The organism is Pelomicrobium sp. (assembly GCF_036803785.1).
Lineage (GTDB): Bacteria > Pseudomonadota > Gammaproteobacteria > Burkholderiales > UBA6910 > Pelomicrobium.
Window position 1 is genome coordinate 17,293 of the sequence record NZ_DAIRTR010000028.1, and the last position, 11,270, is coordinate 28,562.

Sequence of the window (11,270 nt, forward strand, 5' to 3'; positions counted from 1 at the left end):
CGGGCTCAGGGTAGCGGGGCCTCCCTCCTCCCCCCCAAAAAAAGAGCGCCCTGTCGCCCGCAGGCCTTCGCCGGTTATCATGGACAAGTGCTTCAACCCTCGCCCCCGCAAGGGCGTCGGGCGAGGGACCTGCTTTTTTCACAAAGAGGATCCCGTATGCCGAAGTTCGCCGCCAATCTCACCATGATGTTCAACGAGATCGATTTCCTGGACCGATTCGCCGCCGCGGCCAAGGCTGGCTTCCGGGGCGTGGAATATCTGTTCCCCTATCCGTACGACAAGAACGCTCTCAAGGAGCGCCTGGAGCGCCACGGGCTCGTCCAGGTGCTGCATAACCTGCCGGCCGGGGATTGGAGCAAGGGAGAACGGGGCATCGCCTGCCACCCCAACCGGGTAGGCGAGTTCCAAGAGGGAGTGGGCAAGGCCATCGAATACGCCAAAACCCTGGGCTGCGGGCAGTTGAACTGTCTCGCCGGCATCACGCCGGCGGACACCCCCCTGGACAAAGTGCGCCAGACCTTCGTCGATAACCTCAAGTTCGCCGCCGCTGAGCTGAAGAAAGCGGGCATCAAGCTCCTGATTGAGCCCATCAACACGATCGACATCCCGGGCTTTTACCTGACTCGCACGGCCCAGGCGGTGGACATCATCGAGGACGTGGGCTCGGACAACCTGTTCCTGCAATACGACATCTATCACATGCAGATCATGGAGGGTGATCTGGCACGCACCATGGAAAAGCACCTAAAGCTGATCGCCCACGTGCAGCTCGCAGATAATCCGGGTCGGCACGAACCCGGGACAGGGGAGATCAATTATCCGTTCCTGTTCGCCCACCTGGACCGCATCGGCTACACTGGCTGGATCGGGTGCGAGTACAAGCCGGCCACCACCACCGAGGCGGGTCTCGGCTGGTTTGCCCCTTACCGGGCGGCTTGAGCAGCGGCAGCGGGGTCACTTTTAGCGTAGGACCGTCTGGAGGAAGAAAGCCATGAACGTGGGATTTATCGGACTCGGCATCATGGGCAAGCCCATGGCCCTCAATCTGCTGAAGGGTGGCCATACCCTTTTCGCCCACAGCCGCAGCGGCGTGCCCCAAGAGCTCACAGCCGCCGGCGCAACCGCCTGCAAGTCGCCCAAGGAAGTGGCGCAGAAGGCGGAAGTCATCATCACGATGGTGCCCGATACACCGGACGTACAGAAGGTGCTGTTCGGCGAAGCCGGGGTAGCGGAAGGGCTCAGCCCAGGCAAGATCGTGGTGGACATGAGCTCCATTTCCCCCATCGAGACCAAGCAGTTTGCCGAACGCATCAACGGGCTCGGTTGCCAGTACTTAGATGCCCCTGTGTCGGGAGGAGAGGTGGGTGCCAAGAACGCCACCCTCACCATCATGGTCGGCGGTCCCGAGGAAGCCTTCGCCAAAGTGAAGCCTCTGTTCGAACTCATGGGGAAGAACATCACCCTCGTGGGGGGCAACGGGGACGGACAGACATGTAAAGTGGCCAATCAGATCATCGTCGCCCTCACCATCGAGGCGGTGGCGGAGGCCCTGGTGTTCGCCTCCAAGGCGGGAGCGGATCCGGCCAAGGTGCGGCAGGCGCTCATGGGGGGCTTCGCCTCCTCACGCATTCTGGAGGTCCATGGCGAGCGCATGATCAAGCGCACCTTCGATCCCGGTTTCCGCATCGAGCTACACCAGAAGGACCTCAACCTGGCGCTGGCCGGCGCCCGTGCCCTCGGGGTGTCGTTGCCCAACACGGCCACCGCCCAGGAGCTGTTCAATGCCTGCGTGGCCAACGGCGGGGCGAAGTGGGATCATTCGGGCATGGTGAGGGCGCTTGAGATGATGGCCCATCACCAGGTGGGCCAGCCTGTGGAGAACCCGGGATTGGATTGAGCGCCGGCGCTGCGCGATCCTGCGCATCGAAATGGGCGCCCGCGGGGCGCCTTTTTCATTGTCGGGGAGTCGAACGTGCCTTTCCCGGCAGCCCATGGCTGCGCTCCTGGGGTAGGATTTCTCTGGATGGGAGGCAAAAGGACGCGGGTCTTTGGCCCCGGCACCGTGCCATGGAAGAAACCCGAGCCGTTCCGGGGCGCAATTGCCCCTTGGATTATCGCTATACGCCGCGGGATTTGAGCCGCCCGGCGGACTTCGCCGCCGAGACGCTCTACGTGGTCGGCGGGTTGTACGGCAATCCTCAGGCATTGGAAGCCGTGCTCAGGCTCGTCGAGCAGGAGCCTGCCGCCCGGGTAGTGTTCAACGGCGATTTCCACTGGTTCGATGTGCGCCCGGGCATTTTCCAGGCGATCAACGAAACGGTACTCGCCTTCGACGCCCTGAGGGGCAACGTGGAAACGGAACTCGCCCGCCGTGAGGCGAATGCGGGGTGCGGTTGCGCCTATCCCGAGTGGGTGCCTGACCGGGTGGTGGAGCGCTCCAACGCCATCATGGCCCGGCTGCGGGAGACAGCCTGGGGGACTCCTCCCCTCCTGCTGGAGCGGCTGGCGAAGCTGCCCAGGTATTTAGTGGCGGAGGTGGCGGGCGAGCGGGTGGCCATCGTCCATGGGGACGCCAGCGCTCTTGCCGGCTGGAATTTTTCCGTGGAAAGCCTAGACGGCCTTGCCTCCACCGAAGCACTCGCTCGCTGCTTCTCCGAGGCAAACGTGCGAGTCTTCGCCTGCAGCCATACTTGTTTGCCCGTGTTGCGGGAGGTGGTGCTGCCGGCGAGTCTGGGCTACGTGGTCAACAACGGGGCGGCAGGTATGCCCAATTTTGCCGCGACCCGCTTTGGCGTGGTGACCCGTATCGGCGCAACTCCCGCTGCGCAGCAATCCCTTTACGGGCTCCGCGTGGGGGATCTCCACGTAGAGGCGCTCCCCCTTGCCTACGATCATGGCTGCTGGCAGCGGGAGTTCCTTACCGACTGGCCCCCGGGCTCGCCCGCTTTCGACGGTTATTTCGAGCGCATGCGCCAAGGGCCGCCCTACCCTGTGGCTCGAGCCCGTCTCCGCCGGCTGCCCGCCGCCGGCACGAGCTCGCCGGGCCGCGCGAGCTGAATCCGCTCCCGTGAACCTCTCTATTGTGATTCCAGCTTTGAACGAGGCGAGCCTCATCGGGGACACCTTGCAGGCCCTGGCACCCTTGCGCGCCCGCGGCTGCGAAGTCATCGTGGTGGACGGCGGCAGCCGGGATGCCACCGTGGCGATCGCCCAGGCCGGGGCCGACCGGGTGCTGGTGGCCCCTCGAGGGCGGGCGTCCCAGATGAATGCAGGCGCTGCCGCCGCTCGGGGCGAGGTGCTGCTTTTTCTCCATGCGGACACCCAGCTTGCGGCGGACGCGGATCGGCAAATCGAGACGGGCATGGCACGAACCGGCCGCCGCTGGGGCCGATTCGACGTGCGGCTCTCCGGAACTCATCCCCTGCTGCGGCTGGTGGAGCGCATGATGAACCTGCGTTCCCGGGTGTCGGGTATCGCCACGGGCGATCAGGCCATGTTCGTCGAGCGCCGGCTGTTCTTCGAAGCGGGCGCTTTCCCCAACCAGCCCCTCATGGAGGACGTGGAGCTTTCGAAACGGCTCAAGCGGCACGGCCGACCGCTGTGCCTGGCCGTGCCTGTCATCACCTCCAGCCGCCGCTGGGAAGAGGGTGGGATCGTTCGCACCATTGTCCTCATGTGGGCGCTGCGCGCCGCCTACGCCCTGGGGGTGCCGGCAGAGCGTCTGGCGCGGCGCTATCGATGAGGAACGCCTTTTATGCAGGCGAGATGGAACGGTGCTTGATGCGCTGGAAGGAAGCCAAAGCCCGTTCTCGGCTGACCTTCAGGTCCACGAGGGGGCGGGGATAGGTCTGTCCTAGACGCACGCCAGCGGCGTCCAAGACCGCGGGCGGCGCCGTCCAAGGGGCGTGGATGTGCTCGTCGGGAAGCGCGGCGAGCTCCGGTAGATGGCGGCGCAGGTAAACGCCCCGGGGGTCGAATTTACGGCCCTGGAGCACCGGATTGAAAACCCGGAAGTAGGGCGCGGCATCTGCCCCGCAGCCAGCGCTCCATTGCCATCCCAGGGTGTTGTTGGCAAGGTCCGCATCGACCAAGGTGTCCCAGAACCAACGGGTACCTTCCTGCCAGGGGATCAGCAGGTTTTTGGTGAGGTAAGAGGCGGCGATCATCCGCGCCCGATTGTGCATCCAGCCCGTCGCCCACAACTCCCGCATGCCAGCGTCCACCATGGGGACTCCGGTCTGCCCGCGCTGCCAGGCGGCAAGGACGTCCTGATAGCGTTCCACCCAGGGAAAGCGGGCGAAACGGCGATCCAGAGGCTCCTGCGGCGTATGGGGAAAATGAACGAGGAGGTGATGGGCGAATTCCCGCCAGGCGAGTTGGCGCAGGAAGCTCTCTGCCTGGGTGCGCAAACCCGGCGATGGGTCGAGGGCCAGGCGTTGCTCCACGGCCGCGGCGACCTGGCGCGGGCTGATCTCGCCGAAGTGGAGGTGGGGGGAGAGCCGGGAGGTGCCTGCCAGATCCGGGCGATTCCGCGCCTCGGCGTAGCGGGCTAAGGAGGCGTCTAGGAATGTCTCGAGCCGCTGCCAGGCACCGGCTTCTCCGGGATGCCAGAGAATGCGAAGGCCCTTGTCCCAGGGAATGTTCGGCAACAGGGCGAGCTCCTCGAGCCGCAGGGAAGAGAGCGTCGGCGGGACGGGCGGCAGCCTCCGGGGAGCGGCAATCGGGTCGGTGGGCCATCCCCGGCGCCAGCAAGCCCGCCAAAAGGCAGTGAACACTTGGTAGGGGACGCCATCGTCCTTGAGAAAGGATTCCGGCTCGAAGAAAAGCGAGGCGTCGGCCGTTTCCACTTGTACCCCGGCAGCGCGAAGCCCTGCGTCTACTCGACGGTCCCGCGCTCGGTGGGCGGGTTCGTAGAGCCGATTCCAGAAGACGCGGGTGGCGCCCGCCTCCTTCGCAAGCCGCAGCAGAGCTTCAAGGCTCGGGCCACGGCGCAGAAGTAACCGGGATCCTCGCGCCCGCAAGCTCCCATCGAGGGCGGCAAGGGCGTGATGCAACCACCACCGGGAGGCAGCCCCTGGCGCCCACGGTTCTGATTCTTCTGGAGCGTGGATGTAGACGGGCACTATGCGCTCGCAGGCGGCCAGGGCCCGGGCGAGGGCGGGGTTGTCGGCCAGGCGTAGATCCTGGCGGAACCAGACGAGGGCAGCGCTCATGGGACTTGCGATGAATGTCACCGAGTTCCAGGATGGAGGCACTGTACCATTGCGCCATGACGAACGTTTGCGCGGTGATCGTCTTTGCCCGGGCCCCGGTCCCAGGGCAGGTCAAGACGCGGCTGATCCCCGCCTTGGGACCCCTGCGGGCGGCCGCTCTTCACCGCCGCCTGGTTCGGGAAACCCTCACCAAGGCGGTGAGAAGCGGCGTGGGCCCGGTCACGCTGGCAGGGTACCCCAGCGCGGGCCATCCCTTCTTCGCCCGCTGCGCTACCCGTTATGGCGTGGCGCTCATGGACCAGGAAGGCGCTGATCTGGGCGCCCGGATGGGGGAAGCCCTGAAGAGGGCTTTGGACAGGGCGCCCATGGCGCTGCTGGTGGGCAGCGATTGCCCGCCCCTTACCGTCGAGGATCTGCGGGCCGCTGCCAGGGCGCTCGGCCAGGGGGCGGATGCGGTCCTCGCCCCGGCCGAGGACGGCGGTTACGTGTTGATCGGCCTGCGGTGCTTTCACCCCGCGCTCTTCTGCGGGCTCCCATGGGGGAGCGAGGGGGTGTTGCGCGAGACCATGGGGCGGCTCGAGCGTTTGAGCTGGCGCGTTGCCCGACTGCCAACCCGCTGGGACCTGGACCGGCCTGAGGACTTCGCCCGGCTGCGGGCCTTGCGTGGGGCTTGGAGAAGCGCCTGAGCAGAGAGCCTTTAAGCTGCCTGGACTGGGATGCTGTCCCTCGTATGGGTGATGCGGTTGCGGCCGTCCACGTAGACGAGCCGCGGGTGATGGCGGGCCAGTTCCAGTTCCGAATAAACGGCGTAGGCGGCGATGATAAGCAGATCGCCGGGTTTGGCTTTATGGGCGGCAGCCCCGTTTACCGAGATGGTGCCGCTGCCGCGCTCGGCGCGGATCGCGTAGGTGGTAAAGCGCTCGCCGTTGGCGATATTGTAGACGTCGATTTGTTGGTATTCTCGTATGCCGGCGGCATCGAGCAGGGTCTCGTCGATGGCACAGGAGCCTTCGTAATCCAACTCCGAATGGGTCACCGTGACCCGGTGCAATTTCGCCTGTAGCATCGTGCGCTGCATGGGCGGGCATCCCCCTTTGGCTTTTTCTCAAAAACGCGAAGTATAAGGCCCTCAGGCCGGAACCGTGATTTCCAGGTTGTCGATCAGCCGGGTCCTTCCGAGCCGAGCGGCCGCAAGGGCCACAAGCTCCCGGTCCCCCGGCTGGGCGGGCTCTAGGCTAGGGCGTTGCTGCACCGCAACATAATCCACCTGCCATCCCGCCTTGTCAAGGCGGTCCCGGGCGCGCTGTTCCAGGGCACGGAAGTCTTGCGTTCCTGCTTCGATTGCTTGGGCGATCTCGCGCAAGGTGGCGTACAGCCGAGGCGCTTCGGCTCGCTCGGCCTCGGAGAGGTAGCCGTTGCGGCTCGACAGCGCCAGCCCATCCGGAGCCCTTACGGTTTCTCCTGCGACGATCTCGATAGGCAGGTTGAACTGGCGCACCATTTCCCGTACCACCAGGAGCTGCTGGTAGTCCTTTTTGCCGAACACCGCCCAGCGAGGCTGCACGATGTTGAAGAGCTTGAGCACCACGGTGGCGACCCCCCGGAAAAAGCCTGGCCGGAACTCTCCTTCCAAGATCTGACCTAGCCGAGGCGGCTCCACGACGAAGGTTTGGGACACGGGATACATTTCTTCCGTGTCCGGGGCGAACACGAAGTCCACGTCAAGCTCGCGCAGCTTCTCGCAGTCCTCCTCAAGGGTGCGGGGATAGGAGGCGAAATCTTCCCGCGGGCCGAACTGGAGCGGGTTCACAAAGATGGAGACCACCACCGGCCGCCCGTGGTTTGCGGCAAGGCGCACGAGCGCCAGATGCCCCTCGTGGAGGTTACCCATGGTGGGCACGAAAGCGACCTGCCGGTGGCCGGCCAGCCGCTCCCTCAGGGCGGCAATGCGGGACACGCGCTCCATCTATTCGAAGCTTTCTTCGGGCCCCGGGAAACTGCGGTTCTTGACCGCTTGCACGAAGGCTGCGACCGCCGCTTGAACATTGCCCGCCCCCGCCATGAAGTTGCGCACGAACTTGGGCCGGTGCCCCGGGTAGAGGTCCAGCATGTCATAGAGTACCAGCACCTGGCCGCTGCAATGGGGGCCGGCGCCGATGCCGATGGTGGGGGTGCTGATCGAGGCGGTCACCTGCTGGGCCAAGGTCGCTGGCATGGCTTCCAGAACGAGGAGCCCGGCGCCTGCCTGTTCCAGGGCCTTGGCGTCGTCGAGCAGCCGAGCGGCCTGGGCTTCGCCGCGCCCCTGCACCTTGAAGCCTCCCAGCTGGTGCACCGACTGGGGAGTAAGCCCGATGTGGCCGCACACCGGTACGCCGCGCCGGGTGAGGAAGCTCACCGTCTCCGCCATCTCCTGGCCGCCTTCCAGTTTCACCATGTGGGCGCCGGCGGCCATGAGAGGCACGGCGTTCTCGAAGGTCTTCTCCGGGCTTAGCTGGAAGGTGCCGAAGGGCATGTCGGCGATCACCAGGGCGCGTTTCGCGCCCCGCGCCACGCAACGGGTGTGGTAAGCCATCTCCGCCAGGGTCACGGTGAGGGTCGTTGCCTCGCCCTTGATTACGTTGCCCAGGGAGTCTCCTACCAGCAGCGTGTCCACGCCGGCGCTGTCCAGCACGGTGGCGAAGCTCGCGTCGTAGCAGGTGAGCATGGTAATGGGATCCCCGTCCCGGGCCATCTTCTGCAGGGTCGTGAGAGTGACGCGCATGATTAGCCTCGATTGAAGAACTCCCGGGCGCCCCGCATGGCGCCAATGCATTGCAACAGTAAATCAAAATCCGCGCGCTCATCAACAAAGTTGAAGTGGTCGCTGTTGACGACGAGCAGCGGCGCGGCCTCGTAGTGGTGAAAAAACCGAGTGTAGGCTTCTGCCAGCCGGGCCAGGTAGTCCTCGGAAATCGCGCGCTCGTACTCCTTGTTCCGGCGGCGCACCCGCTCCATCAGCCGCTCGGGGGAAGCCTGAAGATAGATCACCAGGTCCGGCACGGGCTTGCCGGGGGCAAGGCGGTGGTAGAGCTCCAGATACAACCGGTACTCATCGTCGTCCAGCGTGAGGCGCGCAAACAGAGGGTCTTTCTCCAAAAGGAAATCGGCCACCGTCAGGCGCTGGAACAGGTCGTACTGGGACAGGCGCTGGAGCCGTTGCACCCGCTGGAACAGGAAGCAGAGTTGGGTCGGAAGCGCATAGCGTTCGCTATCTTGGTAGAAGCGGGGAAGAAACGGATTTTCTTCCGGATCCTCCAGCAGCAGGGCGCAGTCCAGCCGCTTGGCGAGGGCCCGGGCGAGGGTGGTCTTTCCCGCTCCGATGGGCCCTTCCACCACCAGGTATCGCAGGGCATCCAGATTCACGGCGAGACCCCGGCAGTGGCGAGCCGCTCGATACCCTCGTGGGAGAGCCTTTGGGTGAGCTCCCCGACACGCCCGTGGCCGGGAATTTCCAGCTCCGGTGCGATCTCCGCCAGGGGCACCAGCACGAAGGCTCGCTCGTGAAGTCTCGGGTGGGGCACGGTGAGCCCCGGCTCGCTCACCGACAAGTCTTCGTAAAGGAGCAGGTCCAGGTCTAAGGTGCGGGGCGCGTTAGGGAACGTGCGCCGGCGCCCGTGCAAGCGTTCGAGGGAGAGGAGCGCCGCCATCAGCTCCCGCGGCCTCAAGGACGTCTCTACTTCCACCACGGCGTTGATGAACTCGGGCTGGTCCGCGTAGCCTACCGGCGCGGTGCGGTAGAGGGACGAGCGCCGCAGGACCGCGAGGCCGGGCAGCTCCGAAAGTTCGCGAATGGCAGCGAGCACCTGCCGGTCCGGTCGCAGCAGGTTGCTTCCCAGGGCAACGAAGGCGCGCGCCACGGCTTTTCCCCTCCTTTCAAAGCGACGCGCCGGCCTTGACGGGGGTGCCGTGCTGGACGCTCGCGCCTTCGGCCGTCTGCGCCGACTTGCGCCGCCTCCGGCGCCGGCGGCGCGGTCCTTCCCCGGGCTTCAACATGGCTTGGCGCTCCTGGGGATCGGCCCGCTGAAAGGCGTCCCACCACTCGCCCAGCTCTTTTGGCAGCTCGCCGCTTTCACAGCGCAATTGCAGAAAATCGAAGCCCGCCCGGAACCGGGGATGCTCCAGGAGCCGGAACGGGCGTTGCCCCGAACGTTGTAGGAAGCGGGGCTGAAGGGCCCAGATTTCTTTCATCATGGCTTCGTATCGACGGGGGATGGCGAGCCGCTCCTCCTGCACCGCCAGCACCTCGTCCATGGCCTTCAGCAGGGCGGGAACGGGCTTCTCGCCCTGCTGTTGCAAGGCATTCCACGTGGCAAGCACTTCGTGCCACAGGAGGGCGGCGAGCAGGAAGGCGGGATTGACCGGTTTGTCGGCGGCGATGCGCCGGTCGGTATTCTCCAGTGCCAGCATCACGAAACGCTCCCCCAGGGGTTGCTCCAGGATCACGTCCAGCAAGGGCAGTAGCCCGTGGTGCAATCCCCGCGCCCGCAACTGCAGCACGCATTGGCGCGAGTGGCCGGAGAGCAGGAGTTTCAGCATCTCGTCGAACACCCGGGCTGCCGGCACGTTCTGGATCAGGGGAGCGAGGCGCGGAATCGGTGCCTCGGTCTTCGGATCCAGCTTCAGGTCCAACTTGGCGGCCAGGCGCACCGCCCGCAGCATGCGCACCGGATCCTCCCGGTAGCGCTTCTCTGGATCGCCGATGATACGCAACACCCCCTTCCTGAGATCGGCGTAGCCCTCGTGGTAGTCCCAGATCTCCTGGGAGACCGGATCGTAGAACAGGGCGTTGGCGGTGAAGTCCCGGCGTGTGGCGTCCTCTACCTGGCTGCCGAAGATGTTGTCCTGAAGCAGGCGCCCGTGCTCGTCGGTGGGCAGCTCCTCGGCAGTCGCCTCGTCTGCAGGGCCGCCGCGGAAGGTGGACACTTCCACCGTCTCCGTGCCGCACAACACGTGCACCAGGCGGAAGCGGCGGCCGATAATGCGGGAGCGGCGGAACAGCCGTCGCACTTGTTCCGGCGTGGCGTCGGTCGCCACGTCGAAGTCTTTCGGGACACGCTTCAGGAGGAGATCGCGCACCGCCCCCCCCACGATGAAGGCGCGGTAGCCGGCCTGCTGCAGGGTGGAGACCGTGCGGCGGGCGCACGGGCTGATCTGATCGGCAGTGATTCCGTGCCGCTCGACGGGAATGCGCAGCGGCTCAAGGGGCGCAGACCGGGAACGCCCAAAAACGCGGCGCAGGAGCTTGCGAATCATCCCTCAGTGGACCGTTCCATGCAGCGAAAGAATCGGCCAGCCGTGCGCCTCGGCGTGGCAGCGCAGGCGCACATCGGGGTCCACTGCCACTGGATGGGTCACCCGCTCGAGCAGGGGAAGGTCGTTGTGGGAATCGCTGTAGAACCAGCTCTCTCCGATTCGCTCCCAACTAAGCCCTCGGGAGGTGAGCCATTCTTCCAGCCGCGCGACCTTGCCCTCGCGAAAGCAGGGCACCCCTACCGCCCGGCCGGTGAAGGCACCGTCCACCTCCTCCGGTTCGGTGGCGATCAGGTGCTCCACCCCGAACTCCCGCGCGATCGGTCCGGTGACAAAGCGGTTGGTGGCAGTGATGATGACGAGCTCGTGCCCCCGGCGGCGGTGGTCCTCCACTAGCGCCCGGGCGGCCGGCGTGATCATGGGGCGGATCCTGGTACGCATGTATTCTTCGTGCCAGCGATCGAGCTCGAGGCGCGAATGCCGCGACAGGGGTTTCAATTGAAAGGCGAGAAAGGCATGGATGTCTAGGGTCCCCGCCTTGTACTGCTCGAAAAACTCCCGGTTGCGCGCCTCGTAGACCTCCCGGTCCAGCACCCGTTGCTCGATCAGGAACTGGGCCCACTCGAAATCGCTGTCGCCGGAAAGCAGCGTATTGTCCAGATCGAAGAGGGCGAGCCGCAAAGTCATGGAACGAGGCAGAGGACTAAAAAAACGGCTAAGTATAACCGAGAAATCCTCTGCGCCCCTCGGCTACCCCCGGTCACGGAT

Annotated in this window: 13 protein-coding genes; 5 read left to right on the forward strand and 8 right to left on the reverse strand. The window is 65.5% G+C overall.

Translation table 11 applies throughout. From position 1 onward, the window contains the following. Positions 1-156: 156 nt before the first annotated feature. The 4 genes from hyi (at position 157) to V7Q81_RS05205 (ending at position 3,742) form a co-directional block, all read left to right on the forward strand. Complete coding sequence (hyi, locus tag V7Q81_RS05190; RefSeq protein ID WP_333840862.1) at positions 157-939, forward strand: hydroxypyruvate isomerase; 783 nt, start codon at positions 157-159, stop codon at positions 937-939. A gap of 52 nt (positions 940-991) precedes the next feature. Next, positions 992-1,897, forward strand: coding sequence for a 2-hydroxy-3-oxopropionate reductase (gene glxR / locus V7Q81_RS05195; RefSeq protein ID WP_333840863.1), 906 nt, complete (start codon positions 992-994; stop codon positions 1,895-1,897). A gap of 170 nt (positions 1,898-2,067) precedes the next feature. Further along, a complete protein-coding gene (locus V7Q81_RS05200) occupies positions 2,068-3,057 on the forward strand; it encodes a metallophosphoesterase family protein (RefSeq protein WP_333840864.1) in 990 nt (329 codons plus the stop codon). Positions 3,058-3,067: 10 nt separating this feature from the next. After that, positions 3,068-3,742 carry a TIGR04283 family arsenosugar biosynthesis glycosyltransferase gene (locus tag V7Q81_RS05205; protein ID WP_333840865.1) on the forward strand — a complete coding sequence of 225 codons (675 nt, stop codon included), beginning with the start codon at positions 3,068-3,070 and terminating at the stop codon, positions 3,740-3,742. Between the two features lie 10 nt (positions 3,743-3,752). On the opposite strand, the gene V7Q81_RS05210 is transcribed toward V7Q81_RS05205, so the two are convergent. Beyond that, positions 3,753-5,213 carry a cryptochrome/photolyase family protein gene (locus V7Q81_RS05210; protein ID WP_333840866.1) on the reverse strand — a complete coding sequence of 487 codons (1,461 nt, stop codon included), beginning with the start codon at positions 5,211-5,213 and terminating at the stop codon, positions 3,753-3,755. A 56-nt stretch (positions 5,214-5,269) separates the two neighbouring features. On the opposite strand from V7Q81_RS05210, the gene V7Q81_RS05215 reads away from it, so the two are divergent. Beyond that, positions 5,270-5,899, forward strand: coding sequence for a TIGR04282 family arsenosugar biosynthesis glycosyltransferase (locus V7Q81_RS05215; protein ID WP_333840867.1), 630 nt, complete (start codon positions 5,270-5,272; stop codon positions 5,897-5,899). An 11-nt stretch (positions 5,900-5,910) separates the two neighbouring features. Here the strand turns inward: V7Q81_RS05215 and panD are convergent, their stop codons facing one another. The 7 genes from panD to V7Q81_RS05250 are packed head-to-tail and all read right to left on the reverse strand — an operon-like array spanning position 5,911 to position 11,183. Then, a complete protein-coding gene (gene panD / locus V7Q81_RS05220; protein ID WP_333840868.1) occupies positions 5,911-6,291 on the reverse strand; it encodes an aspartate 1-decarboxylase in 381 nt (126 codons plus the stop codon). A gap of 51 nt (positions 6,292-6,342) precedes the next feature. Then, entirely contained in the window at positions 6,343-7,179 is an 837-nt protein-coding gene (gene panC / locus V7Q81_RS05225) for a pantoate--beta-alanine ligase (RefSeq protein ID WP_333840869.1), read from the reverse strand. Then, positions 7,180-7,974 carry a 3-methyl-2-oxobutanoate hydroxymethyltransferase gene (gene panB, locus V7Q81_RS05230; RefSeq protein WP_333840870.1) on the reverse strand — a complete coding sequence of 265 codons (795 nt, stop codon included), beginning with the start codon at positions 7,972-7,974 and terminating at the stop codon, positions 7,180-7,182. Positions 7,975-7,976: 2 nt separating this feature from the next. Further along, positions 7,977-8,615 (reverse strand): deoxynucleoside kinase, encoded by a 639-nt coding sequence (locus V7Q81_RS05235; RefSeq protein WP_333840871.1) that lies wholly within the window; start codon positions 8,613-8,615, stop codon positions 7,977-7,979. Further along, positions 8,612-9,109 carry a 2-amino-4-hydroxy-6-hydroxymethyldihydropteridine diphosphokinase gene (gene folK, locus V7Q81_RS05240; RefSeq protein ID WP_333840872.1) on the reverse strand — a complete coding sequence of 166 codons (498 nt, stop codon included), beginning with the start codon at positions 9,107-9,109 and terminating at the stop codon, positions 8,612-8,614. The genes V7Q81_RS05235 and folK overlap by 4 nt, the downstream gene beginning before the upstream one ends. 16 nt (positions 9,110-9,125) lie before the next feature. Beyond that, positions 9,126-10,505: a polynucleotide adenylyltransferase PcnB gene (gene pcnB / locus V7Q81_RS05245; protein ID WP_333840873.1), complete on the reverse strand. Its 1,380-nt coding sequence runs from the start codon at positions 10,503-10,505 to the stop codon at positions 9,126-9,128. A 3-nt stretch (positions 10,506-10,508) separates the two neighbouring features. Continuing rightward, on the reverse strand, positions 10,509-11,183 hold the full coding sequence (locus V7Q81_RS05250) for an HAD family hydrolase (RefSeq protein ID WP_333840877.1): 675 nt from the start codon (positions 11,181-11,183) through the stop codon (positions 10,509-10,511). Positions 11,184-11,270: the final 87 nt, after the last annotated feature.